This is a genomic window from Cribrihabitans pelagius (assembly GCF_048820915.1).
Taxonomy (GTDB): Bacteria; Pseudomonadota; Alphaproteobacteria; order Rhodobacterales; family Rhodobacteraceae; genus Cribrihabitans_A; species Cribrihabitans_A pelagius.
Window position 1 is genome coordinate 1 of sequence record NZ_JBMERR010000027.1, and the last position, 26,459, is coordinate 26,459.

27 protein-coding genes are annotated in these 26,459 nt (G+C 64.7%); 4 read left to right on the plus strand and 23 right to left on the minus strand.

What is annotated here, in order from left to right; translation table 11 throughout:
* Positions 1 to 255: 255 nt before the first annotated feature.
* On the minus strand, positions 256 to 621 hold the full coding sequence (locus tag ACOHX0_RS19270) for a BrnA antitoxin family protein (protein WP_420678805.1): 366 nt from the start codon (positions 619 to 621) through the stop codon (positions 256 to 258).
* Positions 622 to 938: 317 nt separating this feature from the next.
* Between ACOHX0_RS19270 and ACOHX0_RS19275 the strand changes: the two genes are divergently transcribed.
* The 4 genes from ACOHX0_RS19275 to ACOHX0_RS19290 all read left to right on the plus strand — a co-directional run bounded on the left by ACOHX0_RS19275 (position 939) and on the right by ACOHX0_RS19290 (position 5,582).
* Positions 939 to 2,546 carry a peptide chain release factor 3 gene (locus ACOHX0_RS19275; RefSeq protein ID WP_420678806.1) on the plus strand — a complete coding sequence of 536 codons (1,608 nt, stop codon included), beginning with the start codon at positions 939 to 941 and terminating at the stop codon, positions 2,544 to 2,546.
* Positions 2,547 to 2,579: 33 nt separating this feature from the next.
* On the plus strand, positions 2,580 to 3,326 hold the full coding sequence (locus ACOHX0_RS19280; RefSeq protein WP_420678807.1) for a hypothetical protein: 747 nt from the start codon (positions 2,580 to 2,582) through the stop codon (positions 3,324 to 3,326).
* Positions 3,327 to 3,697: 371 nt separating this feature from the next.
* Positions 3,698 to 5,146 (plus strand): DEAD/DEAH box helicase, encoded by a 1,449-nt coding sequence (locus ACOHX0_RS19285; RefSeq protein ID WP_420678808.1) that lies wholly within the window; start codon positions 3,698 to 3,700, stop codon positions 5,144 to 5,146.
* Between the two features lie 256 nt (positions 5,147 to 5,402).
* Positions 5,403 to 5,582: an RSP_7527 family protein gene (locus ACOHX0_RS19290; RefSeq protein ID WP_420678809.1), complete on the plus strand. Its 180-nt coding sequence runs from the start codon at positions 5,403 to 5,405 to the stop codon at positions 5,580 to 5,582.
* Between the two features lie 196 nt (positions 5,583 to 5,778).
* On the opposite strand, the gene ACOHX0_RS19295 is transcribed toward ACOHX0_RS19290, so the two are convergent.
* The 22 genes from ACOHX0_RS19295 to ACOHX0_RS19400 form a co-directional block, all read right to left on the minus strand.
* A complete protein-coding gene (locus ACOHX0_RS19295; RefSeq protein ID WP_420678810.1) occupies positions 5,779 to 6,456 on the minus strand; it encodes a hypothetical protein in 678 nt (225 codons plus the stop codon).
* Positions 6,457 to 6,620: 164 nt separating this feature from the next.
* Positions 6,621 to 8,288, minus strand: a complete 1,668-nt coding sequence (locus ACOHX0_RS19300) for a ribonuclease J (protein WP_420678811.1) — start codon at positions 8,286 to 8,288, stop codon at positions 6,621 to 6,623.
* Positions 8,285 to 9,067 carry a type III pantothenate kinase gene (locus ACOHX0_RS19305; RefSeq protein WP_420678813.1) on the minus strand — a complete coding sequence of 261 codons (783 nt, stop codon included), beginning with the start codon at positions 9,065 to 9,067 and terminating at the stop codon, positions 8,285 to 8,287. Before ACOHX0_RS19305 ends, ACOHX0_RS19300 begins: the two co-directional genes overlap by 4 nt.
* A gap of 12 nt (positions 9,068 to 9,079) precedes the next feature.
* The gene (locus tag ACOHX0_RS19310; protein WP_420678815.1) at positions 9,080 to 9,826 is read right to left on the minus strand and encodes a biotin--[acetyl-CoA-carboxylase] ligase; all 747 of its coding nucleotides are present in this window, start codon (positions 9,824 to 9,826) and stop codon (positions 9,080 to 9,082) included.
* Positions 9,827 to 9,897: 71 nt separating this feature from the next.
* Entirely contained in the window at positions 9,898 to 11,337 is a 1,440-nt protein-coding gene (gene nuoN / locus ACOHX0_RS19315; protein ID WP_420678817.1) for an NADH-quinone oxidoreductase subunit NuoN, read from the minus strand.
* A 15-nt stretch (positions 11,338 to 11,352) separates the two neighbouring features.
* The gene (locus ACOHX0_RS19320) at positions 11,353 to 12,903 is read right to left on the minus strand and encodes an NADH-quinone oxidoreductase subunit M (RefSeq protein ID WP_420678819.1); all 1,551 of its coding nucleotides are present in this window, start codon (positions 12,901 to 12,903) and stop codon (positions 11,353 to 11,355) included.
* A complete protein-coding gene (nuoL, locus tag ACOHX0_RS19325; RefSeq protein WP_420678821.1) occupies positions 12,903 to 14,996 on the minus strand; it encodes an NADH-quinone oxidoreductase subunit L in 2,094 nt (697 codons plus the stop codon). The genes ACOHX0_RS19320 and nuoL overlap by 1 nt, the downstream gene beginning before the upstream one ends.
* A 6-nt stretch (positions 14,997 to 15,002) precedes the next feature.
* Positions 15,003 to 15,308 carry an NADH-quinone oxidoreductase subunit NuoK gene (nuoK, locus tag ACOHX0_RS19330; protein WP_008553673.1) on the minus strand — a complete coding sequence of 102 codons (306 nt, stop codon included), beginning with the start codon at positions 15,306 to 15,308 and terminating at the stop codon, positions 15,003 to 15,005.
* 79 nt (positions 15,309 to 15,387) lie between these two features.
* Positions 15,388 to 15,990, minus strand: coding sequence for an NADH-quinone oxidoreductase subunit J (locus tag ACOHX0_RS19335; RefSeq protein ID WP_420678823.1), 603 nt, complete (start codon positions 15,988 to 15,990; stop codon positions 15,388 to 15,390).
* The gene (locus ACOHX0_RS19340; protein WP_420678900.1) at positions 15,987 to 16,373 is read right to left on the minus strand and encodes a carboxymuconolactone decarboxylase family protein; all 387 of its coding nucleotides are present in this window, start codon (positions 16,371 to 16,373) and stop codon (positions 15,987 to 15,989) included. Before ACOHX0_RS19340 ends, ACOHX0_RS19335 begins: the two co-directional genes overlap by 4 nt.
* Before the next feature lie 96 nt (positions 16,374 to 16,469).
* Positions 16,470 to 16,964 (minus strand): NADH-quinone oxidoreductase subunit NuoI, encoded by a 495-nt coding sequence (nuoI, locus tag ACOHX0_RS19345; protein ID WP_420678825.1) that lies wholly within the window; start codon positions 16,962 to 16,964, stop codon positions 16,470 to 16,472.
* 3 nt (positions 16,965 to 16,967) lie between these two features.
* Positions 16,968 to 18,005, minus strand: coding sequence for an NADH-quinone oxidoreductase subunit NuoH (gene nuoH / locus ACOHX0_RS19350; protein WP_420678827.1), 1,038 nt, complete (start codon positions 18,003 to 18,005; stop codon positions 16,968 to 16,970).
* 6 nt (positions 18,006 to 18,011) lie between these two features.
* Entirely contained in the window at positions 18,012 to 18,398 is a 387-nt protein-coding gene (locus ACOHX0_RS19355; protein ID WP_420678829.1) for a hypothetical protein, read from the minus strand.
* Complete coding sequence (gene nuoG, locus ACOHX0_RS19360) at positions 18,395 to 20,413, minus strand: NADH-quinone oxidoreductase subunit NuoG (RefSeq protein ID WP_420678831.1); 2,019 nt, start codon at positions 20,411 to 20,413, stop codon at positions 18,395 to 18,397. Before nuoG ends, ACOHX0_RS19355 begins: the two co-directional genes overlap by 4 nt.
* 3 nt (positions 20,414 to 20,416) lie before the next feature.
* Positions 20,417 to 20,845, minus strand: coding sequence for a DUF5333 domain-containing protein (locus ACOHX0_RS19365; protein ID WP_420678901.1), 429 nt, complete (start codon positions 20,843 to 20,845; stop codon positions 20,417 to 20,419).
* A gap of 101 nt (positions 20,846 to 20,946) precedes the next feature.
* On the minus strand, positions 20,947 to 21,324 hold the full coding sequence (locus ACOHX0_RS19370; protein ID WP_420678833.1) for a hypothetical protein: 378 nt from the start codon (positions 21,322 to 21,324) through the stop codon (positions 20,947 to 20,949).
* The gene (locus ACOHX0_RS19375; protein WP_420678835.1) at positions 21,324 to 21,740 is read right to left on the minus strand and encodes an MAPEG family protein; all 417 of its coding nucleotides are present in this window, start codon (positions 21,738 to 21,740) and stop codon (positions 21,324 to 21,326) included. Before ACOHX0_RS19375 ends, ACOHX0_RS19370 begins: the two co-directional genes overlap by 1 nt.
* A 5-nt stretch (positions 21,741 to 21,745) precedes the next feature.
* Positions 21,746 to 23,044: an NADH-quinone oxidoreductase subunit NuoF gene (gene nuoF, locus ACOHX0_RS19380; RefSeq protein ID WP_420678837.1), complete on the minus strand. Its 1,299-nt coding sequence runs from the start codon at positions 23,042 to 23,044 to the stop codon at positions 21,746 to 21,748.
* 6 nt (positions 23,045 to 23,050) lie between these two features.
* On the minus strand, positions 23,051 to 23,278 hold the full coding sequence (locus ACOHX0_RS19385; protein ID WP_420678839.1) for a DUF5337 domain-containing protein: 228 nt from the start codon (positions 23,276 to 23,278) through the stop codon (positions 23,051 to 23,053).
* A 44-nt stretch (positions 23,279 to 23,322) separates the two neighbouring features.
* The gene (locus ACOHX0_RS19390; protein ID WP_420678841.1) at positions 23,323 to 24,525 is read right to left on the minus strand and encodes an NADH-quinone oxidoreductase subunit E; all 1,203 of its coding nucleotides are present in this window, start codon (positions 24,523 to 24,525) and stop codon (positions 23,323 to 23,325) included.
* Between the two features lie 82 nt (positions 24,526 to 24,607).
* The gene (locus ACOHX0_RS19395) at positions 24,608 to 25,843 is read right to left on the minus strand and encodes an NADH-quinone oxidoreductase subunit D (RefSeq protein WP_420678902.1); all 1,236 of its coding nucleotides are present in this window, start codon (positions 25,841 to 25,843) and stop codon (positions 24,608 to 24,610) included.
* Positions 25,843 to 26,448, minus strand: coding sequence for an NADH-quinone oxidoreductase subunit C (locus ACOHX0_RS19400; RefSeq protein ID WP_420678903.1), 606 nt, complete (start codon positions 26,446 to 26,448; stop codon positions 25,843 to 25,845). The genes ACOHX0_RS19395 and ACOHX0_RS19400 overlap by 1 nt, the downstream gene beginning before the upstream one ends.
* Positions 26,449 to 26,459 lie beyond the last annotated feature (11 nt).

Sequence of the window (26,459 nt, forward strand, 5' to 3'; positions counted from 1 at the left end):
GCGAATGACGTTCTGGCTGGTCAGCTCCCGGACGCCATCAGGAAGCGGAAACACCGACTTCGTAGAGAACCAGGACCCCGAACGGCAATAGAACCCGCACTTGACGATCCCGCAAACAGAGAACAGCACTTGGGACGCTGCCATGCAGCGGCAAGACGCTTCCCGCAAGTCTGACATGGGCCGTCGGGTCCTCTCGCGGCCTCTCCAGACCAAGACTTCGCAAAGGCCGCAACCGGCTCAGAACCGCCTCCCCCCTCACTCCCGCTCCGTCCCGTCCGCATTCTTCCCCATCGCGATATACCGGGCGGCGAGGCTGAGGCGGAGGATGGTGTTGTCTCCGTCATGGGCCTGGATGCGCCCCGCCATCAGCGCCATCCAGTAGGTGCGCAGGATCGAGTTGATGCGGCGGCTGTAGTTGGGGCCAAGCTTGCGGAACCATTTCACCATGTCCGCGTCGAGCCGGATCGTCACCCGGGTCTTCGGCTTCTCCAGCCGCTCCCAGCTGTCCATGCCGTCCCACTCCTTCGGCAGGCTCTTGTCGAACCAGTCGCGGCGCAGGGATTCCTGCAGGTCGTCCAGTTCCAGCTGCATCTCGTTGTCGTAATATTGCTTGCTGGGCATCGGCGGTGTCCTTCGCGGCTTGGGGAGGTGCCCTCCACCCTGCACAGGCCCGGTTAAGGTGCGGCAAGCGGGGCGTGTGGCGAGTGTGCAACGTTTCTTCAAAGGGCAGCGCCCGGCCGCGGGTGGGGGTGAAGCCTCCGCCCCGTTTTGCCGGAGGCAAACCTGCGGTTTGACAGGGCGGCCCAGGGCTGCCCGGCGGTGCCCGCCGGACCAAAGTGATATACAGCAAGCCGGTGCACAGGCGGTGCACGGGGGGTGCACGCGTGTCACCCCCTGTTTTTCTTGCCTCGCCCCGCATTCCTGCTATACGCGCGCACATGCTGGAAACCGTCACAAACCGCCCCGACCTGCCGCCCGAAATCGCGCGCCGCCGCACCTTTGCGATCATCTCGCACCCGGATGCGGGCAAGACCACGCTGACCGAGAAATTCCTGCTTTATGGCGGCGCGATCCAGATGGCCGGCCAAGTGCGCGCCAAGGGCGAGGCGCGGCGCACGCGGTCGGACTTCATGCAGATGGAGAAGGACCGGGGCATCTCCGTCTCGGCCTCGGCAATGTCTTTTGATTTCAGCGGCTTCCGCTTCAACCTTGTGGACACGCCGGGCCACTCGGACTTCTCCGAGGACACCTACCGCACGCTGACGGCGGTGGATGCGGCGGTGATGGTGATCGACGGCGCCAAGGGCGTGGAAAGCCAGACCCAGAAGCTGTTCGAGGTCTGCCGCCTGCGCGACCTGCCGATCCTGACCTTCTGTAACAAGATGGACCGCGAGAGCCGGGACACCTTTGATATCATTGATGAAATCCAGCAGAATCTGGCGATCGACGTGACCCCGGCGAGCTGGCCCATCGGCGTGGGTCGCGATTTCATCGGCTGCTACGACATGCTGCGCGACCGGCTGGAGCTGATGGACCGCGCCGACCGCAACAAGGTGGCGGAAAGCATCCAGATCAACGGGCTGGACGATCCCAAGCTGGCCGAACACGTGCCGGAGCACCTGCTGGAGAAGCTGCTGGAGGAGGTCGAGATGGCGCGCGAGCTGCTGCCAACGCTCGACCCGCAGTCCGTTCTCGAAGGCCACATGACCCCGATCTGGTTCGGCTCCGCGATCAACTCCTTTGGCGTGAAGGAGCTGATGGACGGCATCGGCACCTACGGCCCCGAGCCGCAGCCGCAATCGGCCGAGCCGCGCCAGGTCTCGCCCGAGGAAAAGAAGGTCGCAGGCTTCGTCTTCAAGGTGCAGGCCAACATGGACCCCAAGCACCGCGACCGGGTCGCATTTGTGCGGATGGCCTCGGGCCATTTCAAGCGCGGCATGAAGCTGACCCACGTGCGCACCAAGAAGCCGATGGCGGTCTCCAACCCGGTGCTGTTTCTGGCCTCCGACCGGGAGCTGGCGGAAGAGGCTTGGGCGGGTGACATCATCGGCATTCCGAACCACGGGCAGCTGCGCATCGGCGATACGCTGACCGAGGGCGAGGCAATCCGGGTGACCGGCATCCCGTCCTTCGCGCCGGAACTGCTGCAGGGCTTGCGGGCGGGCGATCCGATGAAGGCCAAGCACCTGGAAAAGGCGCTGATGCAGTTTGCCGAGGAAGGTGCAGCCAAGGTCTTCAAGCCCTCGATCGGCTCAGGTTTCATCGTCGGCGTGGTCGGCCAGCTGCAATTCGAGGTTCTGGCCTCAAGGATCGAGATGGAATACGGCTTGCCGGTGCGGTTCGAGGCGAGCCAGTTCACCTCGGCCCGCTGGGTCAGCGGGGACAAGGCGGCGGTGGACAAGTTCATCAACGCCAACAAACAGCACATCGCCCATGACCACGACGGCGACATCGTCTTCCTGACCCGCCTGCAATGGGACATCGACCGCGTCGTGCGCGACTATCCGGACTTGAAACTGACCGCGACCAAGGAAATGATGGCGTAACGCGCATTTTCCTTAAGGCTTTAGACACTCGCCATGGATTTCACCGACGAAAACTACCCTGGCGGGTTCTACCGGCTGATGCGCAGGCTCGAGCGCAAGGAGACGCCTTTCCTCGAGCCGCGCGCCGCCCTGCCTGCGGCGGATACCGACTTGGCCGCACTGTGGGAACGCAAGGTCCCGGCAGAGCCGGCGCCGGAACCCGCGGATGCCAGACCAGGGCATGTGCTGGGCAAGCTGGCCTCGATCCGCGAGGAATTCGCAGGCCAGCCCGAAATCTTCCCCGTGCACGGCATCTGCATCGCCATCCTGCGCCGCCGCGACCCGCCGCCCGAGGCACAGCAGCTATTCCTGAGAATCTGGGGGGAACACGGCACCCGCATGGCCGAAGAACTGCCGGTGCGCTGGCTGATCTCGGCCGCGACCACTTTTGCCGATCACGGCGCTTCGGCCGACCAGCGGCTGGGCGGTCAGGGGCTTTCGATGCTGTTTGACCTGATCAAGCTGCATGACAGCGAGCGCCGGCTGAGCGGGCGCGGCAATAAGGACGCCTTCTCCCGCAAGACCGGCGCGGAGCTGGACCGGCTGGGGCTGGGTCTCACCCCCTACATGCTGACGGGCGGGGATCTCGACATGCATATGCTGGCGCGGCTGTGGCGCCATGCGGAAAGTGACCCGGTCTTTGCACCGCTGGGGATGCACATGCTGCGCATGGTGATGCGCGACCCGCGCAGCATCTTCGGCCGCATCCAGCACTACAAGAAGCGCAGCCGCAAGGTCTGACCGCGCGGCCGGAGCCGAATCGGCACCGGTGCCGGCGTTCCCGGGCATCCCCCAGTGCGTTTTCCTGACGGAGGCGCGGGCGCTCGCGGGTTGCGCGGCACACATGGGCACACCGTGCCGCAAGCCAGCCATGCATGGCCGCAGAGGCCCACAGCGCCCACAGCGCCGCCCACAGGGCGCAGGCAGTCCAGGTTTGCCGGTTGCACCGCCGCCGCAGGGAAAATACTGCCAAATCCGCCTTTAATTGACGATGCTGCCGGATTTTGTTATGCCCCCGCAAGAACCGGAAACTGCCAGCCCGCATGACCCTGCGGGGCCGGGACGAACCAGACACGCGCGGGCCAGGTCAGTGTCCGCAATGACGGACACATATGACAAAATTCACCGATCTGAATCTGAACCCGAAAGTCCTCAAAGCTATTGAGGAAGCCGGATACGAAACCCCCACGCCGATTCAGGCGGGCGCGATTCCGCCCGCTCTGGAAGGACGCGACGTTCTTGGCATTGCCCAGACAGGCACCGGCAAGACCGCGTCCTTCACGCTCCCGATGATCACGCTTCTGGCCCGCGGCCGCGCCCGCGCCCGGATGCCGCGCAGCCTGGTGCTCTGCCCGACCCGGGAACTCGCCGCGCAAGTGGCAGAGAACTTCGACACCTACGCCAAGCACGTGAAGCTCACCAAGGCGCTGCTCATTGGCGGTGTCTCGTTCAAGGAGCAGGACGCGCTGATCGACAAGGGCGTCGATGTGCTGATTGCCACCCCCGGCCGCCTGCTTGACCATTTCGAGCGCGGCAAGCTGCTGCTGACCGGCGTGCAGGTGATGGTGGTGGACGAAGCCGACCGCATGCTGGACATGGGCTTCATCCCCGATATCGAGCGGATCTTCTCGCTCACCCCCTTTACCCGGCAGACGCTGTTCTTCTCGGCCACCATGGCGCCCGAGATCGAGCGCATCACCAACACCTTCCTCTCGGGTCCCGAGCGCGTCGAAGTGGCCCGCCAGGCCACCGCGTCCGAGACCATCGCGCAGGGTGTTGTGCTGTTCAAGGGCTCCCGCCGCGACCGCGAGGCCAGCGAAAAGCGCCGTGTGCTGCGCGCGCTGATCGACGCCGAGGACGACAAGCTGACCAACGCGATCATCTTCTGCAACCGCAAGACGGATGTGGATATCGTCGCGAAATCACTGAAGAAATACGGCTATGACGCGGCGCCGATCCACGGCGACCTGGACCAGAGCCAGCGGACAAAGACGCTCGACGGCTTCCGCGACGGCTCGTTGCGCATCCTCGTGGCGTCCGATGTGGCCGCACGCGGGCTCGACGTGCCGAGCGTGAGCCATGTGATCAACTTCGACGTGCCCGGCCACCCCGAGGATTACGTGCACCGCATCGGCCGCACTGGCCGTGCCGGGCGCGAGGGCAAGGCGATTACGATCTGCGTGCCCAAGGACGAAAAGGCGCTGGATGCGGTGGAGAAGCTGGTCCAGAAGGAAATCCCTCGCCTGGAAAACCCCGTGGAAGCCGCGCCCAAGCCGGAAAAGGACCAGACGCGCGAGAAGCCGGCCCGCCGTGAGCGCCGTCCGGCCAAAAAGGACGAACAGCTCGCCGAGCAGGCAGAGCCCAGGACTGTGAGCCGCGCAGCCGAGGCCGCACCCGAGCCGGACGCCGCGCCCAAACCGGAACGCAAGGCAGACAGGCCCGCGCCGAAATCCAGCCGCCGCGGCGGCAAGGGTGGCCGGGACGACAGGACCGTGGTCGGCATGGGCGATCACCTGCCCAGCTTCATCGCCCTCAGCTTCGCCGAACGCCGCGCCAGCTGAGCTGGCATATCAGATAAGGCCAAGGGCCGCTCCCGCAGGGGGCGGCCCTTTTCTTTTGCCCGGACCTGCGCGCCCGCGCCCTGCGCCCTTGTACCCTCCCGCTTATGCAATGCCCGCATGTCCCGGGATCTGAGCTTTGCAGTTGCAGCATGGCGGCCTTTCGAACTTGGCCGGCGTAAACCCCGGCAGAGAGGCGTAAATACCGTGGCAGATGAGAAACGCGCCATTGAAATGGCGCAACACATTGGGCATCACCATGAGCACCACCGAAACCGGCACCCTGTCCCCTGTCAACCTCCGCGAGATCGAAGCCCGCGCCCATCAGCTGCGTGCGGAAGCCTTCAACAGCATGCTGCGCGCTCTGTTCCGCGCCGTGTTCAATGCCCCGCGCAAGATGGTCTCCTGCCCCGCCTGCGCCCGCCCGCTGCGCGGCTGAGCCCTCCGCCGGACTCCGGCGAGCAGCATGGACTGCAAAACGCCGCGTGCCCTCAGGGGCCGCGGCGTTTCCTTTTGACACCCTATGTCACTGCTCCCGTTTCAGGAACTCAACGGGATTGAACACGTCCTCATAAGTCCCTGCATCCGCATACCAGCCCTCAAAGAAATTCTCTGGCCTAGCCATTTCTAGCGCTCTATCTGTCATGGCGATGATGGCCACCGTACCATCGAGACTCCAAGACATCATCACTCCGGGATCTGAAAGATGCAGCCCCCCAAACGGCCAAACTCGTGATGCCTTGCGGTAGCCAGTAGCAGGGCTCAGCTCTTCTAAACACCGAGAGCGGCACCATGTCACTGTGGTGCCTGAACTCATCCCGGGCCGTCACCTGCCGACAGCCGAGACAGGAGAGGAACTCCTGCACAGCGGGCTCCAGAATGGCCGGCAGCCCGTCGTCCTCTGGCAGATACAGCCGGCTTTCCTGGCAATAGGCGGCCAGCCGCTTCTGCAGGTCGACGCCGGCACGGTCCTGATAGCCGATGCAGGCCAGCAGCCAGATTGCCAGGTAAACCTCACTCCGCGGCAGCTCAGGCGCGACAGCCTGATGAACCTCCGCCCAGGAGACCGCTTCTCCGTGCCGTTTGACAGTGTCTTCAAAATCTTCAGGCCGGACGTCATTGAACAATGGCCGCTGGCTGTAAGACAGGAGGTTCTCGTCCCCCCCCTCCTCCAAGGTATGTGCAGAACCGGTAACCGCCCGGACCCGGAAAAAGGGATACAGCGCGACAAACACCTGGTCATAGATCCCTTCCCACCACGTCAACATAGACACTTTGCGGCTGGGATGCTGGATTGCTCTATTGCCCGTCATGAAATCTGCACTTCGGAAACACTTCTCGAGGAAGTTTAATTGGCCCGCTGCCAGATGCAACGGCGCCGCGGGCCCGTCAGGGTCCGCGGCGCCTGGCCCAACCGGGCCTGTTGCATCTTCGATGCGGCTTGGGCCGGGCGGGAGCGCCGCCCTGGCCTGGAGGTTCAGCGCATGCGGCTGACGACCACCGTCACTTCCGGCTTCTTGCCGATCTCGGACTGCGCGCTCTGGCGGGCGATGCGGCGCAGTTCCTGCTCCAGCTTGTCGTCGTCGCGCAGGGTCTTGGCGCCCGCCCGCATCAGGAACTGGTTCAGGTCCTCTTCCATCACCTCGACCAGCGCCGCGCCCGAGCTGCCGGTTTCCGGCAAGCCCTTGATGTCGCACCAGGGCTCGCCCAGCGGCTCGTCATCCTCGTCGAGAATCGCGGTCACCACCACATGGCCGTTGAGCGCCATCCGCATCCGGTCGCGCACCACCCCATCCAGCGCGCCGATCTTGACGCTGCCATCGAGATAGGTGCGGCCGGTATCGATGTAATCCGCCACCTTGGGCGCATCGCCGGTGATGTCCATCATCATGCCGTTAACCGCCACGGCCGAGGCGATGCCCTTCTGCTCACCCAGCCGCGCGTGCTGGCGCAGGTGGCGGTGCTCGCCGTGCATCGGGATCAGCATCTTCGGCTTCAGGAGCGCGTGCACCTGCTCCAGGTCCGGCCGGTTGGCGTGGCCCGAAACGTGATAGAGGCCGGAGCTGTCGTCGACCACATCGACGCCTCGTTCCGAGAACTGGTTGATGATCCGGATCACGCCCTTCTCGTTTCCCGGAATGGTCTTGGAGGAGAAAAGGAACAGATCGCCTTCCTTCAGCTCCAGCCCGCGGTACTTGCCGCGCGCCAGCTGGGCGGAGGCGGCGCGGCGCTCGCCCTGGCTGCCGGTGGTGATCAGCATCAGGTTTCCGCGCGGCACATCGCCCGCGTCTTCGGGGCTGAGCACCTTGGGGAAATCCACCAGCACGCCGGTTTCCACCGCGGCTTCGATCATCCGCCGCATCGCGCGGCCCAGCAGCACAACCGAGCGGCCCGCCCGCTCCCCCGCCTGCGCCAGCGTCTTCACCCGTGCCACGTTGGAGGCAAAGGTGGTCGCGGCCACCATACCCCTGGCCTCGGAAATCAGCCGGGTGATCTCCCCCGGCAGTTCCGATTCCGAACGGCCCGGGTGGGTGGAGAACACATTGGTGGAATCGCAGACCAGCGCCTGGATGCCCTTCTCTGCGATCCCGCCCCACATCTGCGGATCGAAAGCTTCGCCGACCAGCGGTTCCGGGTCCAGCTTGAAGTCGCCGGTATGCACCACCCGGCCTGCGGGGCTGTCGATCACCAGACCGCCGCTTTCGGGGATCGAGTGGCTCATCGGGGCAACCCCGATCGAGAACGGCCCGAGCTTGGTGACTTCGGGCCAGGCGGAGACGGTGGTGATCGCAGCCGGGTCGTGGCCTGCTTCCTCCATCTTGCGCCGGGCCAGGTTTGCGGTGAAGGCACGCGCAAAGATCGGCACGTTCAGGTCGCGGTACATATGCGCGATGGCGCCGATGTGGTCCTCGTGGCCGTGGGTGATGAAGATGCCCTCCAGCCGGTCCACGCGCTCCTTCAGCCAGGTCATGTCGGGCATGATGAGGTCGACACCCGGGGTGCCGTCCATGTCGGGGAAGGTCACGCCCAGGTCCACCAGCACCAGGCGTTCCTGATCCGGTTTGCCATAGCCGTAGACATAGGCATTCATGCCAATTTCACCCGCCCCGCCGAGGGGCAGATAGATCAATCTTTCACTGCTCATGCGTCAGTACCATTATCCTTGTTGTATTTATGGATGATCTGAAGCCCATGCATGGTGAGATCATCCTCATATGCGTCAAACAGATCGGCCGTTTGCTGGAACAAAGGCGCCAGCCCGCCTGTAGAGATAACTTTCATCGCAACTCCGCGTTCCGCCTTGATGCGGCTGCAGATCTCGCGGACGAGCCCGACATAGCCCCAGAACACGCCGGACTGGATGCAGGCCACCGTATTGGTGCCGATCACGTTCTGCGGTTTGGTGATGTCGACATGCGGAAGCGCCGCGGCGGCCTGGTGCAGCGCCTCGAGGCTGAGGTTCACACCGGGCGCAATCACGCCGCCGGTATAGGCGCCGTCCTCGGCCACCACGTCGAAGGTCGTGGCGGTGCCGAAGTCGACGATGATGAGATTGCCGCCATGCTGGTCGAAGCCCGCTACCGTGTTGACCAGCCGGTCGGGGCCGACCTGGGTGCCTTCGTCCACCCGCACCGCGACGGGCAGCAGGCAGTCGGGCTTGCCGACGACGAAAGGCCGGGTGTGGAAGTAGCGGTCGGCCAGGACGCGCAGGTTGAACACCACCCGCGGCACGGTGGAGGAGATGATCATGTCGGTGATGTCCGCCTCGATCCCCTGCAGCCGCATCAGCGTGCTGAGCCAGACGTAATACTGGTCAGCCGTGCGCCGCCAGTCGGTGGCGGTGCGCCACATGGCGATGAACTCTTCCCCGTCGTAGATCGAGAAGACGGTATTGGTGTTGCCGCAGTCGACTGCCAGAAGCATTGCTGCCCCTTCCTAGAAATAGATGTCCGCCGCCGGGATGCTGACGCGGCCCTTGGCGGTGTTTAGGACAAGGTTGCCGCCGGCGTCCACCGTCTCGAAGGTGCCCTCGGTTTCCGAGGTTGCGGTGCGCGCCGTGATCACCTCGCCCAGTTTGGCCGCGCGCGCAAGCCATTCGGTGCGGATCGGCTCGAAACCGTAGGCGGCGAACTGCGCCTCGTAGCGGGCGAAAGCCCCGGCCAGGGCTTCGAGGAAGGTTTCGGGGCTGACCTGGACGCCGGTCTCGGACAGCAGGGAGACGGGCCAGACAGCGCCGGGCTCCAGCCACTCCTGCATCGGAGTTTCCACCAGGTTCACGCCAATGCCGACGAAGAGGTGGTTCACGCCCTTGCCGCGGCCTGCACTCTCCAGCAGGATGCCCGCCAGCTTGCCGCCTTTCAGCAGCACGTCGTTGGGCCATTTCAGCGACAGGCCCTCGCTGCGGCCGGTGACCGCAACGCAGGCGTCGTAGACCGCAAGTGCTGCCACGAAGCTGCGCAGTGCCGCCTGATCGGGCGCGCCTTCGGGGCGCATCACCAGAGTGGCGGCGAAGTTGCCCTTTGGATCCTTCCACTCGCGCCCGCGCCGGCCTCTTCCTTGCGTCTGGCGCAGCGCCAGGATCCACTCCGGGCCTGCAAGCTCACCGGCGATGCGGGCGGCCTCGTTGAGGGTGCTGTCCACCTCGGTCAGCACCCGTTTTCCATATCCAGCTGGCCAGCTCATTTGCGCTCCTTAGAAAGTGCGAAAAGGCCCGGTCGCGTGACCGGGCCCTGTCAGCCTGCCTGAAAAGCAGATCACTTTACAAGCGTCGCGGCGGCGGCGGTGGCGGCCTCGGCCACGCCGAACTGATAGACCACGCCGATCAGCATCATCGCCGCCGAGACCGTCAGCGCCAAGCTCAGCACCGGGGTTGCGCGGGCATCGATCTCCTCCTCGGCGGTGCCGAAGTACATGTAGAAAACGATCCGCAGGTAATAGTAGGCGCCGATCACCGAGGCCACGGCCGAGGCCACCACCAGCCCGGTAAGCCCGGCGTCCACGCCCGCTTTCCACACGCCGAACTTGGCAAAGAAGCCCAGCATCGGCGGCACGCCCGCGAGCGAGAACATCAGCACCAGCACCGCCAGCGCCTTGCCCGGGTGGCGGGCGGCGAACTGGTTCAGCGCCAGGATGTCGGTGACCGGCTTGCCGTCCTTCTCCATCATCAGGATGAAAGAGAAGGTTCCGATGTTCATGGTGACATAGATCGCGAGGTACACCAGCATGGCGGAGATGCCCGCTTCGGTGCCCGCGGCCAGGCCAATCATCGCATACCCCATGTGGGCGATCGAGGAGAACGCCATCAGCCGCTTGATGTCCCGCTGGCCAATGGCGGCAAAGGCGCCGAGGTACATCGACAGCACCGAAAGCACCACCACAATCTGCTGCCAGTCTGCCACCGCACCACCGAAGGCGTCATGCAGTACGCGGGCAAACAGCCCCATCGCCGCGACCTTGGGGGCGGTCGCAAAAAAGGCGGTCACCGGCGTGGGCGAACCTTCGTAGACGTCCGGGGTCCACATGTGGAAGGGCACGGCGGAGACCTTGAAGGCCATCCCGGAGATCATGAAGACGAGGCCGAACAGCATGCCCAGGGACATCTCTCCCTGCCCGGCCACCTGGATGATGCCCGCAAACTGGGTGGTGCCGGCAAAGCCGTAGACCAGCGACGCTCCGTACAGCAGCAGGCCCGAGGACAGCGCGCCCAGCACGAAATACTTAAGCCCCGCCTCTGTCGACTTCACGCTGTCGCGGCGCAGCGCCGCCACCACGTAAAGCGCCAGCGACTGCAGCTCCAGCCCCATGTAGAGCGACATCAGATCGCCCGCGGAGACCATCATCATCATCCCCACGGCGCTGAGCGCCACCAGGATCGGGTATTCGAACCGCAAGAGCCCGCGGCGCGCCATGTAATCGCGGCCGACCAGCAGCACGGCAGAGGCGCCCAGAAGCAGCGCCACCTTGGCAAAGCGGGCAAAGCCGTCGTTGATGAACATGCCGTCAAAGGCGATCCGGGTGGCCGAGCCGCTGGTCGCGATCCACAGCGCCAGCACCGCCATCAGCGCTGCGGTGGACCAGACCAGCGCATCGGCCAGCTTGTCCTTGGTGGTGTAGACCGCCCCCATCAGCGCCGCCATGGCATAGAGCGCCAGAACGATCTCTGGCAGGATTACAGCAAGATCTGCTTCGATCATCTGCCTTGTGCTCCCTTAGTGCGAAGCAATCCGGGTCGCCGCGGGCGCAGTGTCCGCAGCAGCCAGAGATTGGTTGAAATTAGCCAGCAGCGCCTCGGTCGAGGGGCCGATAATGTCGGTGACCAGGGCCGGGTAGACGCCCAGGATCAGGGTCATCGCCACAAGCGGCGCAAAGATGAAGCGCTCGCGCGGGGTCATGTCCTGGATGGTCTTGAGGCTGCCCTTGATCAGGTCGCCAAACACCACACGGCGGTAGAGCCACAGCGCATAGCCGGCCGAGAAGATCACCCCGGTGGCGGCCACCGCGGTCACCCAGGTGTTCTTCTGGAAGGCGCCCATCAGGGTCAGGAATTCGCCGACAAAGCCAGAGGTGCCCGGCAGCCCGACGTTGCCCATGGTGAAGAACATGAAGACCAGCGCATAGGCAGGCATGCGGATCACCAGACCGCCATAGGCGTCGATCTCGCGGGTGTGCATGCGGTCATAGATCACGCCCACGCAAAGGAAGAGCGCGGCGGAGATGAAGCCGTGGCTCAGCATCTGGAAGATCGCGCCGTCAACGCCCTGCTGGTTGGCGGCAAAGATGCCCATGGTGACAAAGCCCATATGCGCGACCGAGGAATAGGCGATCAGCTTCTTCATGTCCTCCTGCACCAGCGCCACAAGCGAGGTGTAGACCACGGCAATTGCCGACATCCACAGGACGACATCGGTCATCACATCCGAACCCACCGGGAACATCGGCAGGCTGAAGCGCAGGAACCCGTAGCCGCCCATCTTCAACAGGATCGCCGCCAGCACCACGGAACCCGCAGTTGGCGCTTGCACGTGCGCATCGGGCAGCCAGGTGTGCACCGGCCACATCGGCATCTTCACCGCGAAGGAGGCAAAGAACGCCAGGAACATCAGCGTCTGCGCCCCGCCCACGATATGCAGCCCGAGGAAGTCGAACGACGCGGCCGAGAAGCTGTGGGTCAGCAGCGCCTCGATATCGGTGGTGCCGGCATCGACATACATGAACACCATGGCGACCAGCATCAGCACCGAGCCGAAGAAGGTGTAGAGGAAGAACTTGAAGGACGCATAGATCCGGTCCCTGCCGCCCCAGATGCCGATGATCAGGAACATCGGGATCAGCCCGGCCTCGAAGAACAGGTAGAACAGCACCAGGTCCAGCGCCATGAAGACGCCCAGCATCAGCGTCTCCAACAGCAGGAAGGCCACCATGTACTCCTTGACGCGGGAGGTGACGTTCCAGCTCGCCAGGATGGTCAGCGGCATGATGAAGGTGGTGAGCAGCACAAACAGCACCGAGATACCGTCGACACCCATCTTGTACTTCAGGCCGAACACCCACGCGCGCTCTTCCACGAACTGGAAGCCGGTATTGGCAGGGTCGAAGCCGGAATAGATCGCCAGGCTCACCAGGAAGGTGATCGTGGTGGCCAGCAGCGCCATCATCTTGGCATTGCGCTGTGCCGCCGCGTCATCGCCGCGCAGGAACAGGGCCAGGATGCCTGCCGCCAGCGCCGGGATGAAGGTGACGATTGAAAGGAGATTGTCCATCAGTGCGCTCCTCCGCCGATCGACATCCAGGTGACCAGGGCAGCAATGCCGAGCACCATCCAGAAGGCATAAGTAAAGATGTAACCGGACTGCGCCCGGCCCGCGAGGCGGGTGAAGAAGGGCACAATGCCCATGGCGACGCCGTTCAGGAATCCGTCGATGGTGCCGCCGTCGCCCTTCTTCCAGAAGAAGCGCCCGATGGCCACCGCCGGTTTCACGAAGATCGCGTCGTAGAGCTCGTCAAAATACCACTTGTTGAGCAGGAACAGGTAGAGGGGGCGCTGCTGCTCGGCCAAGCGCTTGGGCAGCGACGGGTTCCAGATGTAGAACCACAGCGCCAGCAGGAGACCGCCCAGCATCGCCGCGAAGGGGGAAACCTTCACCCATACCGGCGCCGCGTGCGCGTCTTCCAGCACGTGGTTGTCCGGCGCGATGTAAAGCGCGCCTTCGCCCGGCTCGCCTGCAAAGACGTAGTGATGCCCGCCACTGCCAGCCTCGGCGTCCTGGGCCGCCTCTTCGCCATGGCCCGCGTCCCCGCCATGGGCTCCGGCCGCGGCTTCTGCCACCGGGATGCCGTAGAACTTGCCGACCTGATCGGCGTGGCCGAAGAAGCTGCCGTACCAGATCATGCCCGCGGTGATCGAACCCACCGCCAGCACGCCCAGCGGCACCAGCATGGTCCAGGGGCTTTCATGCGCGTGGGCGTGCGTGTGCTTGTCGCCGCGCGCCTCGCCGTAGAAGGTCATGAACATCAGGCGCCACGAGTAGAAGGAGGTCATGAAGGCCGCGAGCACCAGCGCCCAGAAGCCGAACATCGACCCGCCCGCATAGGCGCTTTCGATGATCGCATCCTTGGAGACGAAACCGGCAAACCCGATCCAGCCGCTCAAGGGGATACCGACGCCGGTAATGGCCAGGGTGCCGATCATCATCGCCCAGAAGGTATAGGGGATCTTCTTGCGCAGGTTGCCGTAGTGGCGCATGTCCTGTTCGTGGTGCATCGCGTGGATCACCGACCCCGCGCCCAGGAAGAGCATCGCCTTGAAGAAAGCGTGAGTGAACAGGTGGAACATGGCGGCCGAATACATGCCGACGCCCGCAGCCACGAACATGTAACCCAGCTGCGAACAGGTCGAATAGGCAATCACCCGCTTGATATCGTTTTGAACCAGCCCCACCGTGGCGGCAAAGAAGGCCGTCGCCGCGCCGATCACGGTAATGAAGGCGGCGGCATCGGGCGCGAACTCGATCAGCGGGGACATCCGGCAGACCAGGAACACGCCTGCGGTCACCATGGTGGCGGCGTGGATCAGCGCCGACACCGGGGTCGGGCCCTCCATCGCGTCCGGCAGCCAGGTGTGCAGCAAAAGTTGCGCCGATTTGCCCATCGCGCCGACAAACAGCAGGAAGGCCAGGAGGTTCGCGGCATTCCATTCAGCCCACAGGAAGGAGACCTGAGTCTCCGCAAGCTGCGGCACGGCAGCAAAGATGTCGGAGAGGTTGATGCTGTCGGTCAGGAAGAACAGCCCGAAGATCCCCAGCGCAAAGCCGAAGTCGCCGACCCGGTTCACGATGAAGGCCTTTATCGCCGCCGCATTGGCGGAGGGCTTGCGGTAGTAGAACCCGATCAGCAGGTAGGAGGCGACGCCCACGCCTTCCCAGCCGAAGAACATCTGCACCAGGTTGTCCGAGGTCACCAGCATCAGCATCGCGAAGGTGAAGAAGGACAGGTAGGCAAAGAAGCGGGGCTTGTAACTCTCGCCCTCTTTCCACTGCGGGTCATGGTCCATGTAGCCGAAGGAATAGAGGTGCACGAGCGAGGAAACGGTGGTGATCACGATCAGCATGATCGCGGTCAGCCGGTCCAGCCGGATCGCCCAGTCGGTCGCAAGCGAGCCGCTTTCGATCCAGCGCAGGATCTGAATGGTCTCGGTGGTGCCGTCAAAGCTGAGGAAGGTGATCCAGCTGAGCAGCGCCGAAAGAAACAAGAGCGCCGTCGCGGTGACGATTGCAGCCTGCTCGCCGATGAATTTCCAGCCGAAGCCGCAGATCACGGCCCCCGCCAGCGGGGCAAAGAGAAGGATGGTTTCCATGTCGGCTTAGCCCTTCATCACGTTGACGTCTTCCACGGCGATGGTGCCGCGGTTGCGGAAGAAGCAGACCAGGATCGCAAGGCCGATGGCGGCCTCGGCGGCGGCCACGGTCAGCACGAAGAGGGTGAAAACCTGCCCCACCAGATCGCCCAGGAAGGAAGAGAAGGCGACCAGGTTGATGTTCACCGCCAAGAGCATCAGCTCGATGCTCATCAGGAGGATGATCACGTTCTTGCGGTTCAGGAAAAGCCCGAAGATGCCGATGACGAACAGCGTCGCCGCGACGGTAAGATAATGTTCAAGTCCGATCATGCGTTCATCCTGTGCATCCAGCGGGCGCCGAATTCCTGCAAGGAATTCGGGCCGAATTTTTTGCAAAAATTCGCAGCCCTCATAGGCCCTGCCCCGGTTTCACGTCCCTAAGCTCCATCGCGGCGGCCGGGTCGCGCATCATTTGCGCGATCACGTCCTGGCGCTTGATGTCCTGGCGGTGGCGCAGGGTCAGCACGATGGCGCCGATCATCGCCACCAGCAGGATCAGCCCTGCCAGCTGGAACAGAAGGAAGTATTGGTCATAAAGAATGAGGCCAAGCGCCTCGGTGTTGTGGCGGTCCAGCGGCACCGGCTGGGCCAGCAGGTCCGGCGCCCCGGGCGCGCTTTCCCAAACCCCGAAGGCCATTACGAACTGCATCAGGATCACGAGGCCAATCAGCAGCGCCAGCGGCATGTAGCGCGCCATCTCCGCCTTCAGTTCGGCAAAATCCACATCCAGCATCATCACCACGAAGAGGAACAGCACCGCAACCGCCCCCACATAAACGATGATCAGCAGCATCGCGACAAATTCCGCCCCCAGCAGCACGAACAGACCGGCCGAGGACAGGAAGGCCAGGATCAGCCACAGCACCGAATGCACCGGCTGGCGGCTGATCACCGTGAACAGCCCGCCGGTGATGGCGCTGACGGCGAAGAGGTAGAAGGCAAATACGCTCATGTCTCATCGTCCTTGTTGCCGTCGAGGACCTCCTGCGCCAGTTCCAGCGCGCGGGTCATGGCCGGAATGCCGGCAAAGACCGACATCTGTCCGATCGTCTCGACGATCTCTTGTTTCCTGGCGCCCGCCGCGAGGGCGTGGCGCACGGTCTGGCGCACCGCGGTCTCGGCCTGGGCGCCGTGCACGGTGAGCCCGGCCAGCGTCAGCAAGAGCCGGGTCTTGGCATCCAGCCCGTCCTTGTTGACGGTGTTGCCGAACATCATCTCCATGACCTCTTTCGGCATGGTGGGCCACAGCGCCTCGAACCCCTTGAAGGCCTCCGCGGGGGAGAAGCTCTCCAGGTTCGGGTTCATCGCCTTGGCCATCTGCTGGGCCTGGGCCATCATGGCCTCAAAAGGGTTGGGGGGCGTCTTGGTCACGTCATGTCCTCCGGCCAAGGCTCTTTCTAAAAGTCTTGGCAAAAGTTTTGCGGGTCGCGCTCATCGGTACGGCGCGTCGATTTCGAGGTTGCGGGCGATCTCGGCTTCCCAGCGCTCGCCGTTCTCCAGGAGTTTCTCCTTGTTGTAGAACAGCTCCTCGCGGGTCTCGGTCGCGAATTCGAAGTTCGGGCCCTCGACGATGGCATCCACCGGGCAGGCTTCCTGGCAGAAGCCGCAGTAGATGCATTTGGTCATGTCGATGTCATAACGCGTGGTGCGGCGGCTGCCGTCTTCGCGGGGTTCCGCGTCGATGGTGATCGCCTGCGCCGGGCAGATCGCCTCGCACAGCTTGCAGGCAATGCAGCGCTCCTCGCCGTTGGGATAACGGCGCAGCGCGTGCTCGCCGCGGAAGCGCGGGCTGAGCGGGCCCTTCTCGTGCGGGTAGTTCAGGGTCGCCTTGGGGGCGAAGAAATACTTCAGCCCCAGTTTGAAGCCGACCCAGAAATCCTGCAGCAGGAAGTATTTGGCGGCGCGGGTGTAGTCGATGTTCGCCATAGATCAGCCTCCCACGGTCCAGCGGGCGAAGATGCCCCAGAACCAGTCAAATTTTGCGGCAAAGGACACGAAGACCACCCAGACCAGCGAGAACGGCAGGAACACTTTCCAGCCCAGCCGCATCAGCTGGTCGTAGCGGTAGCGCGGGGTGATCGCCTTCACCATCGCGAAGAGGAAGAAGAAGAACGCCATCTTCAGCACCATCCAGAACACGCCATCCGGCAGCCCCGGGATCGGCGACAGCCAGCCGCCGAAGAACAGCAGCGAAGTGAGCGCGCACATCAGGAAGATGGCGATGTATTCACCGGCCATGAACAGCAGGAACGGGGTCGCGGAGTATTCCACCTGGTAGCCCGCAACCAGTTCGGATTCCGCTTCCGGCAGGTCGAAAGGCGGGCGGTTGGTTTCCGCCAGCGCCGAGATGAAGAACAGGAACACCATCGGAAAATGCGGGATCCAGTACCAGTTCAACAGCCCCAAATCGCCGTCCTGCGCGCGCACGATGTCGCCGAAGTTCATGCTGCCGGTGGAGATGATGATGCCGATGATGATGAGCCCCAGCGAAACCTCGTAGGAGATCATCTGCGCCGCAGAACGAAGCGAGCCGAGGAACGGGTATTTCGAGTTCGACGCCCAGCCGCCCATGATGACGCCGTAGACCTCCAGCGAGGAGACCGCGAAGACATAGAGGATGGCGACGTTGATGTCCGAGAGCACCCAGCCGTCGTTGAAGGGGATCACCGCCCAGGCGATCATCGCCAGCACGAAGCTGGTCAGCGGCGCGAGGATGAACACGGTACGGTCGGCGCCGGCGGGGATCACCACCTCCTTCACCACGTATTTCAGCGCATCCGCCACCGATTGCAGCAGGCCGAAGACGCCCACCACATTGGGGCCGCGGCGCATCTGGACCGCGGCCCAAACCTTGCGGTCGCCATAGACGAGGAACAGGAGCGAGATCATCACAAACGCGACAACGGCCAGCACCTGCGCCAGGATCAGAACAGCGATGCCGCCCGGAGTTGTAAAGAATTCAGCCATGGGTCCTCACACCGTAGGTATTCCGTTGGCCTCGCAATCCGCGACCACGACTTCGGCGTCGATGGTGCGCAGGCCGCGCGGCAGGGAGGGCGAAATCAGATAGACCGCATCGCCGATGCGGCTGCCCCCCGACTGTTTCACTGTCGTGCGCACGTGGCGCGCAAAGCCGTAGCCCCGGATCAGCGCATATTGCGCGGCGGCGCATTGGGCGTAATCGTCCAGATCGCCCGGCACCCGCGGCCCGCGCATGGAGACGCGGAACTGCACCAGATCGCCCTCCAGCAGGCTGGTCTCCACCCCCTCGTAGACGGGGGCGGGCCGCTCGCCGCCAGTGCCGGGCGCCATCGCGCAGGCCGCCAGCAACAGGGGCGTTATGAGGGCGAAGCGCTTCATTCGGCAGCCAGTTTCCCGTTTGCGCGCGCCCCTGCGCCTGCCGACAGCTCGGCCATCAGCTGGGAGGCGCGGGCAATCGGGTTGGTCAGGTAGAAGTCGCGGATCGCTGGCAGGAAGGCAGCATCCCCCAGCGGGCCGGGCTCCAGCGGCGCGCCTTCTTTGGCGGTGATCTCGTCAATGCGGGCGAGATAGGGCGCCTCGGCCACCAGCGCGGTGCGCAGCTGCGTGAGCGAGTCGTAGGCCAGCTTGGCGCCCGCCTCGGCGCTGAGTGCGCGCAGGATGGCCCAGTTTTCCTTGGCCTCGCCCGGTGCGAATGCGGCGCGCAACGCCAGCTGCGGGCGGCCCTCGGTGTTCACAAAAAGGCCGTTTTCCTCGGTGTAGGCGGCGCCGGGCAGGATCACATCGGCGCGGTGCGCGCCGCGGTCGCCGTGGCTGCCCTGGTAGATCACGAAAGCGCCGGGGGTGATCTCCACCTCGTCAGCGCCGAGGTTGTAGATCACTTCCGCCCCATCGAGCGCCGCGTCCATGCCGCCTTCGGTGACGGCGCCGATGTCCATCGCGCCGACGCGGGACGCGGCGGTGTGCAGCACCAGCAGTTTCGAGCCGGTATCCGCGGCCAGTTTCTGCGCGGCGGCCAGAACCGCCAGGCCGTCGGCTTCGCGCAGGGCGCCCTGCCCCACTATCACCAGCGACGGCGCGTCTTTCACCTCACCGTAGTCCCTGTCCAGCAGGCTTTGCAGGGCATCGCGGCCGCTGCCCACGTGAGCATAGTCGTAAGTGAGATCCGCGGCCGGACCCACCAGCCCCACATGGGCGCCGTTCAACCAGGCCTTGCGGATCCGGGCGTTCAGCACCGGCGCCTCTTCGCGCGGGTTGGTGCCGATCAGCTGGATGAATTTGGCGCTGTCGATGTCCTCGATCGTGGCGGTGCCAACGTAACCTGCACGGTTGCCGATCGGCAGGCGGGCATTGTCGGTGCGGCACTCGACCTTGCCGCCCAGCCCCTCGACCAGCTGCTTCAATGCAAAGGCGGCCTCGACCGGGACCAGATCGCCGATCAGCCCCGCAACCGTCCGGCCTTTCATTGCGCTGGCGGCAGCAGACAGCGCCTCGCCCCAGGTGGCGGGCTTCAGCTTGCCATTGACGCGCACATAAGGCCGGTCCAGCCGCTGGCGCCGCAGCCCGTCCCAGACGAAGCGGGTCTTGTCGCTGGTCCACTCCTCGTTCACGCCGTCGTGGTTGCGCGGCAGGATGCGCATCACTTCGCGGCCCTTGGTGTCGACCCGGATGTTCGACCCCAGCGCATCCATCACGTCGACGGTTTCGGTCTTGGTCAGCTCCCAGGGGCGCGCGGTGAAGGCATACGGCTTCGAGGTCAGCGCGCCCACCGGGCAGAGGTCAATGATATTGCCCTGCAGGTTCGATTGCAGGGTTTGGTTGAGGTAGGAGGTGATCTCCGCATCCTCGCCGCGCCCCGTCTGGCCCATCTGGGTGATGCCCGCGACCTCGGTGGTGAACCGCACGCAGCGGGTGCAGGAGATGCAGCGGGTCATCGCGGTATCGACGAGCGGCCCGAGATCCAGGTCATCGACCGCGCGCTTCGGCTCGCGGAAGCGGGAGAAGTCGACGCCGTAGGCCATCGCCTGGTCCTGCAGGTCGCATTCGCCGCCCTGGTCGCAGATCGGGCAGTCGAGCGGGTGGTTGATGAGCAGGAACTCCATCACCCCTTCGCGGGCCTTCTTGACCATCGGCGAGTTGGTGCGCACCTGCGGCGCCTGGCCTTCCGGGCCCGGCCGCAGGTCGCGCACCTGCATGGCGCAGGAAGCGGCGGGTTTCGGCGGGCCGCCCACGACCTCAACCAGGCACATGCGGCAATTGCCCGCGATGGACAGGCGCTCGTGATAGCAGAAGCGCGGGATCTCGACGCCGGCCTCCTCACAGGCCTGGATCAGGGTCATTGCCCCGTCCACCTCGATCTCGGTTCCGTCAATGTTGATCTTGCGGAGGTCAGACATGGTCTACTTCGCCCTCAGTAAAACGCCGATCGCGCTGTTTTTCTCAATCTCCGCGCGGCCATAGGCGCAGAAGGTTTCCGGCTCGCCGTATTCCACACCATTCTGCGCCAGGAGCTTTTCGCCCTTGGCGCGCATGCGGTCCTTCTCGGCATCGGCTTCGATGTAGGCGCGGATTTCCGCGTCGCTGTAGCCAAGCGCGTTGGCGCGCGCCTTGAGGCGGCGCAGCTCGCCAAGGCCCCGGAAATAGCGCGGCGCCAGGCTGCCGCAATGGTCCGCGACTTCCTTGGCAATGGCCACCGCGAACAGCGGATCCTCAATCTCCCGCACGTCGCGCAGCGACGGCTTGGCGGCAGGCGCCGCTGCCTTGGCATCGGAGGCAGCAGCAGGCAGCGCCAGCATGGCGGTCACGGCGGCGGCAATCAGGGTACGCATCATCGGAGACTCCTTGTTGAAGAAGCCTTCAGTGCGCGCAGCCCCGGCGCCGCTATGCAATAGCGGCCGCGCCAGGCGGCAGGGATATGCCGGTTGCCGGATCACGGATCGCAAGTGCCCCAGAAGACCGCATTGCTGCCGCTGAGCGCCAGGGGCGCGGTTTCGTCCCGCGGGTCGGCGCGCCAGTCGATGCGCGAGGAGCCGTAGTTCACCACGCAGTAGGTGGTGCCCGCATGATCCGCCGCCAGCCGCGCGCCGGTGAGCGAGCGGTTGGCGTTCCTGATCGTCACGCTGAAGGCCGCGCGCGAGGTCCGCTTGTCCACCGGCTTCGCCTTGGCGCGGAAGGCGACGCCATCGTAGGTGGTGCGCCCTTCGGTCACCGCACCGCAGGCGGTGAGCGCCGCGGCGGCGGCAAGGCACAGCGCGGGCAGCAGCCTGCGGGCGCCCGCGGGACGGAGGGAGGAGAACCGCGCCATCATCAGAACACCGCCAGAAGCGCGAGCAGCGCCAGAACGATCATGCAGGCCCAGCCCGCCACGTAGAAGACGGTGCGCAACCCGGTGTGCGGCTTGCCCGCGCCGGTCAGATGCACGGCGAGCATGGCGATCCGCGTGACCAGCACCAGCGACGCCAGCAGGTTCACCCAGAATGGTGCCGCGCCCGCCAGCATCGCCGCCACGGTGACGGTGAGAAAGGCAGGCAGCGTCTCGCAGCCGTTGAGGTAGGCGCGGTTCAGGCGGTAGGACCGGTCGGAATAATCCTCCGCCGGGGTGGCGCCGGGGGCGAGCCCGCGGTTCTGCTTGGCGAGCGCCGAGAACGGCGACAGCGCCAGCACGATCAGCGCAAAGGCAATCAGTGCGGCCAGAGCGTGGGAATATGCGGCAAGGGCCTCCATCCCGCTCACTCCGCCGCCATCGCGCCGATGCGGCCCGATTTCTGCGCCTTGATGCGGTCTTCGATTTCCCCGCGGAAGTTCTTGATCAGGCCCTGGATCGGCCAGGCCGCCGCGTCGCCAAGGGCGCAGATGGTGTGGCCTTCGACCTGCTTGGTCACGTCCCAGAGCATGTCGATCTCTTCCAGCTCGGCCTCGCCGCGGACAAGGCGGTCCATCACCCGCATCATCCAGCCGGTGCCTTCGCGGCAGGGTGTGCACTGGCCGCAGCTTTCATGCTTGTAGAACTTGGACAGGCGCCAGATCGCCTTGATGATGTCGGTCTGCTTGTCCATCACGATCACAGCCGCGGTGCCAAGGCCGGAGCCCAGCTCGCCGCGCAGGTAGTCGAAGTCCATGATCGCGTCGCGCATGTTCTCGCCGCGCACGCAGGGCACCGAGGAGCCGCCCGGGATCACCGCCAAGAGGTTGTCCCAGCCCCCGCGGATGCCGCCGCAGTGCTTCTCGATAAGCTCTTCAAACGAAATCGACATCGCCTCTTCGACGACGCAGGGGTTGTTGACGTGGCCGGAGACCGCAAACAGCTTCGTGCCCGCGTTGTTCTGGCGGCCGAAGCCTGCAAACCAATCGGCGCCGCGGCGCAGGATGGTGGGGACGACAGCGATGCTTTCCACGTTGTTCACCGTTGTCGGGCAGCCGTAAAGGCCCGCGCCCGCCGGGAACGGCGGCTTCATCCGAGGCATGCCCTTCTTGCCTTCAAGGCTTTCGATCAGGGCGGTTTCCTCGCCGCAGATATAGGCCCCTGCCCCGTGGTGCAGGAAGACGTCGAAATCCCAGCCAGAGCCGGCCGCGTTCTTGCCCAGGAGGCCCTGATCGTAAGCTTCGTCGATCGCCGCCTGCAGCGCCTCGCGCTCGCGGATGTATTCGCCGCGCAGGTAAATGTAGCAGGTATGCGCGTTCATCGCGAAGGAGGCGATCAGGCAGCCTTCGATCAGCGTGTGCGGATCGTGGCGCATGATTTCGCGGTCCTTGCAGGTGCCGGGCTCGGATTCATCCGCGTTCACCACCAGATAGGCCGGGCGGCCGTCGCTTTCCTTGGGCATGAAGGACCATTTCAGCCCCGTGGGGAAGCCCGCGCCGCCGCGGCCGCGCAGACCGGAATCCTTCATCGTCTGGATGATCCAGTCGCGGCCCTTTTCGATGAGCCCTCCGGTGCCGTCCCAGTGGCCGCGCGCCTTGGCGCCAGCCAGCGTGCGCTCGTGCATTCCGTACAGGTTGGTAAAGATCCGGTCCTGATCCTTCAGCATATGTGCCTACCTTTGGCTGTCCTGGCGCATGCGCCAGAGTTGATAGATGTTGACCAGGGCATAGATCATGCCTGCCAGCGCCAGGAAATCGAACAACAGCGCGTAGCGCCCGGGCAGCCCCAGAACCGGACCAGCGACCAGCGACAGCACCACCCACAGCGAGATTGTCCCGGCAATCACCAAGGCGATATGCCGGCCCTTCGCTGCGATGGCCTGTTCCTGCTCTTTGCTCATCTGTTCCAATTCTCCAGGCCGCGGCGGAAGGTGCCGCGACTGATTCAGTCGTCGTCGTAGGTGCCGTCTTCCCTGGCACGGCGGGCAAATTCGGTCTCGTCGCCCACTTGCAGACGCTTGGCCTGTTCGATCCAGCCATCCCGCTCGATCCGGCCCTTGAAGGACAGGCGCGCATCCACCCAGGCCACTTCCCCTTCTCCCCATTCGGCGATCTGGTCGAAGTGGTAGATGCCCAGCTCGTTGAGCCGCGCTTCAAGCTTGGGGCCGACGCCCTTCAGCAGCTTCAGGTCATCCGGCAGGCCGCCGCGGGCTTCCTTCAGCGTCTCCGGCGGGCTTTCCCGGGACGGACCGGCTGTCTCGCTTTTCCCGGACTTCTCGGTCGCTTCGGCAGCGCCGCCTTCGGGGGAGGACGGCTCGGACACGTCCGACTTCTTGGGCGGCGCTTCCTTCACTGCCTCGGCCTGACGGGCGGCGGGAACCGGATCCTTCGGCGGCTCCGGCGGCCGCTCGGCGGCGGCGCGGCCTGCAACCACGCCATCCTTGCCGATCCACGGCGTCAGCAGCGGCACCTCGCCGCCCTTGATGCGCTTGACCCCGTCGCCGAGGTCCACCGCCAGCTGCACCGAGGCGTTGTACTGCTGCTTGCCGCTGTCGAAATCGGTGAGCGTTGTGAGCCCGGGCTTGGGCTCGGCGGCATAGCGGCCGTTCTGGGGCCCGGGCGCGACCGGCTTGCCCGCGGCCAGATCATCCAGCAGCCTGGCAAAGCCCTCAGCCGTCAGGTCCTCGTAGTAGTCCTTGCCGATCTGCGCCATCGGCGCGTTGGTGCAGGCACCGAGGCATTCGACCTCTTCCCAGGAGAACTTGCCGTCCGCCGACAGGGTATGCGGCTTGCTGGCGATCTTTTCCTGGCAGACCGCGATCAGGTCCTCGGCGCCGCAGATCATGCAGGAGGTGGTGCCGCAGATCTGGACATGCGCAACGGACCCAGTGGGTTGCAGCTGGAACATAAAGTAGAAGGTCGCAACTTCCAGCGCCCGGATGTAGGCCATCCCCAGCATCTCGGCGACGTGCTCGATTGCAGGACGGCTGAGCCAGCCCTCCTGTTCCTGGGCGCGCCACAGAAGCGGGATGATGGCCGAGGCCTGGCGGCCTTCCGGGTATTTGGTGACCTGCGCTTCGGCCCAGGCCTGGTTCTCGGCCGTGAAAGCGAAGCTTGCGGGTTGCTCGGGGTGCAGACGGCGGAGCATCAGTTCACCTCTTGGTGGGTGTCGCCCGGGCGGATGCCTCCGGCGGGAGTATTTTCACAAAGAAGAAGCAGGGCGGTCAGGCTCAACGGTCGATCTCCCCGAACACGACGTCCATGGTGCCGATGATGGCGGCGACGTCGGCGAGCTGGTGGCCCTTGGCGACGTAGTCCATCGCCTGCAGATGCAGGAATCCGGGTGCGCGCAGCTTGGCGCGGTAGGGTTTGTTGGTGCCGTCGGCCACGAGATAGACGCCGAACTCGCCCTTGGGCGCCTCGACGGCGGCGTAGACCTCGCCCGCGGGGACGTGGAAGCCTTCGGTGTAGAGCTTGAAGTGGTGGATCAGGCTCTCCATCGAGGTTTTCATGTCGGCGCGCTTGGGCGGGGTGATCTTGCCGCGGGCCATCACCTCGCCGGTGGCCTCGCGCAGCTTGTGGATCGCCTGGCGGATGATCGAGGTGGACTGGCGCATCTCCTCCATCCGGCAGAGGTAGCGGTCGTAGCAGTCGCCGTTCTTGCCGATCGGGACCTGGAACTCGAACTCGTTGTAGCACTCGTAGGGCTGGGCGCGGCGCAAATCCCAGGCGAGGCCCGAGCCGCGCACCATGACGCCGGAGAAGCCGTATTGCTGGATGTCTTCCTCGGTTACTACGCCGATGTCGCAGTTGCGCTGCTTGAAGATTCGGTTTTCCGTCAAGAGCCCGTCGATGTCATCAAGCACCTTGGGGAACTCGATCGCCCATTCCTCGATATCGTCCAGGAGCTCGTCCGGCAGGTCCTGGTGCACGCCGCCGGGGCGGAAATAGGCCGCGTGCAGGCGGGCGCCGCAGGCGCGCTCGTAGAAGACCATCAGCTTCTCGCGCTCCTCGAAGCCCCAGAGCGGCGGCGTCAGCGCGCCGACGTCCATCGCCTGCGTGGTGACGTTGAGGAGGTGGTTCAGCACCCGGCCGATTTCCGAGTAGAGCACCCGGATCAGCTGCGCCCGGCGCGGCACCTCGACGCCGGTCAGCTTCTCGATGGCGAGGCACCAGGCGTGTTCCTGGTTCATCGGCGCCACGTAATCGAGCCGGTCGAAATAGGGCAGGTTCTGCAGATAGGTGCGGCTCTCCATCAGCTTTTCGGTGCCGCGGTGCAACAGGCCGATGTGCGGGTCGCAGCGCTCCACGATCTCGCCGTCAAGCTCCAGCACGAGGCGCAGAACGCCGTGCGCCGCCGGGTGCTGCGGGCCGAAGTTGATGTTGAAGTTGCGGATCTTCTGCTCGCCGCTCAGCGCATCGACGCTGCCGTCGTCATATTTGGCGTCAAATTTGGAGCCGTCCATCATTTCGCGCCTTCCTTTTCGTCGCCGGGCAGGATGTAATCGGCCCCTTCCCACGGGCTCATGAAGTCGAACTGACGGTATTCCTGCACCAGGTTCACCGGCTCGTAGACCACGCGCTTCTGCGCCTCGTCATAGCGGACCTCGGTATAGCCGGTGGTCGGGAAATCCTTGCGCAGCGGGTAGCCGCGGAAGCCGTAGTCGGTGAGCAGGCGGCGCAAGTCCGGGTGGCCGGTGAAAAGGATGCCGAACATGTCGAAGACCTCCCGCTCAAACCAGTTGGCCGAAGGGTGGACCTTGACGATCGAGGGCACCATCTCGTCCTCGCGCACCGCGGCGCGCAGGCGGATGCGCTGGTTCCGGTACATCGACAGGAAGTGATAAACCACGTCGAACCGCTTGGGCCGGTCGGGGTAATCCACCGCGGTGATGTCGACGAGGGTGGAGAACTTACAGTTCGCATCACCCTTCAGGAAGTCAGCCAGACCCGCGATATTGGCAGGCGCCACATCCACGTTCAGCTCGTCATGGGTCACGTCCCAGGACAGCACGCATTCCGGGCGGCGCGCCTCGATCTGGGCGCCAAGCTCTTTCAGTGCGTCAATCATGCTCATCTCTG

Coding starts and splice junctions, on each gene's coding strand:
- ACOHX0_RS19270 (WP_420678805.1), bottom strand. CDS start 621: ATGCCCAGCAAGCAATATTACGACAACGAGATGCAGCTGGAACTGGAC.
- ACOHX0_RS19275 (WP_420678806.1), top strand. CDS start 939: ATGCTGGAAACCGTCACAAACCGCCCCGACCTGCCGCCCGAAATCGCG.
- ACOHX0_RS19280 (WP_420678807.1), top strand. CDS start 2,580: ATGGATTTCACCGACGAAAACTACCCTGGCGGGTTCTACCGGCTGATG.
- ACOHX0_RS19285 (WP_420678808.1), top strand. CDS start 3,698: ATGACAAAATTCACCGATCTGAATCTGAACCCGAAAGTCCTCAAAGCT.
- ACOHX0_RS19290 (WP_420678809.1), top strand. CDS start 5,403: ATGAGCACCACCGAAACCGGCACCCTGTCCCCTGTCAACCTCCGCGAG.
- ACOHX0_RS19295 (WP_420678810.1), bottom strand. CDS start 6,456: ATGACGGGCAATAGAGCAATCCAGCATCCCAGCCGCAAAGTGTCTATG.
- ACOHX0_RS19300 (WP_420678811.1), bottom strand. CDS start 8,288: ATGAGCAGTGAAAGATTGATCTATCTGCCCCTCGGCGGGGCGGGTGAA.
- ACOHX0_RS19305 (WP_420678813.1), bottom strand. CDS start 9,067: ATGCTTCTGGCAGTCGACTGCGGCAACACCAATACCGTCTTCTCGATC.
- ACOHX0_RS19310 (WP_420678815.1), bottom strand. CDS start 9,826: ATGAGCTGGCCAGCTGGATATGGAAAACGGGTGCTGACCGAGGTGGAC.
- nuoN (WP_420678817.1), bottom strand. CDS start 11,337: ATGATCGAAGCAGATCTTGCTGTAATCCTGCCAGAGATCGTTCTGGCG.
- ACOHX0_RS19320 (WP_420678819.1), bottom strand. CDS start 12,903: ATGGACAATCTCCTTTCAATCGTCACCTTCATCCCGGCGCTGGCGGCA.
- nuoL (WP_420678821.1), bottom strand. CDS start 14,996: ATGGAAACCATCCTTCTCTTTGCCCCGCTGGCGGGGGCCGTGATCTGC.
- nuoK (WP_008553673.1), bottom strand. CDS start 15,308: ATGATCGGACTTGAACATTATCTTACCGTCGCGGCGACGCTGTTCGTC.
- ACOHX0_RS19335 (WP_420678823.1), bottom strand. CDS start 15,990: ATGAGCGTATTTGCCTTCTACCTCTTCGCCGTCAGCGCCATCACCGGC.
- ACOHX0_RS19340 (WP_420678900.1), bottom strand. CDS start 16,373: ATGGCCCAGGCCCAGCAGATGGCCAAGGCGATGAACCCGAACCTGGAG.
- nuoI (WP_420678825.1), bottom strand. CDS start 16,964: ATGGCGAACATCGACTACACCCGCGCCGCCAAATACTTCCTGCTGCAG.
- nuoH (WP_420678827.1), bottom strand. CDS start 18,005: ATGGCTGAATTCTTTACAACTCCGGGCGGCATCGCTGTTCTGATCCTG.
- ACOHX0_RS19355 (WP_420678829.1), bottom strand. CDS start 18,398: ATGAAGCGCTTCGCCCTCATAACGCCCCTGTTGCTGGCGGCCTGCGCG.
- nuoG (WP_420678831.1), bottom strand. CDS start 20,413: ATGTCTGACCTCCGCAAGATCAACATTGACGGAACCGAGATCGAGGTG.
- ACOHX0_RS19365 (WP_420678901.1), bottom strand. CDS start 20,845: ATGCGTACCCTGATTGCCGCCGCCGTGACCGCCATGCTGGCGCTGCCT.
- ACOHX0_RS19370 (WP_420678833.1), bottom strand. CDS start 21,324: ATGATGGCGCGGTTCTCCTCCCTCCGTCCCGCGGGCGCCCGCAGGCTG.
- ACOHX0_RS19375 (WP_420678835.1), bottom strand. CDS start 21,740: ATGGAGGCCCTTGCCGCATATTCCCACGCTCTGGCCGCACTGATTGCC.
- nuoF (WP_420678837.1), bottom strand. CDS start 23,044: ATGCTGAAGGATCAGGACCGGATCTTTACCAACCTGTACGGAATGCAC.
- ACOHX0_RS19385 (WP_420678839.1), bottom strand. CDS start 23,278: ATGAGCAAAGAGCAGGAACAGGCCATCGCAGCGAAGGGCCGGCATATC.
- ACOHX0_RS19390 (WP_420678841.1), bottom strand. CDS start 24,525: ATGCTCCGCCGTCTGCACCCCGAGCAACCCGCAAGCTTCGCTTTCACG.
- ACOHX0_RS19395 (WP_420678902.1), bottom strand. CDS start 25,843: ATGGACGGCTCCAAATTTGACGCCAAATATGACGACGGCAGCGTCGAT.
- ACOHX0_RS19400 (WP_420678903.1), bottom strand. CDS start 26,448: ATGATTGACGCACTGAAAGAGCTTGGCGCCCAGATCGAGGCGCGCCGC.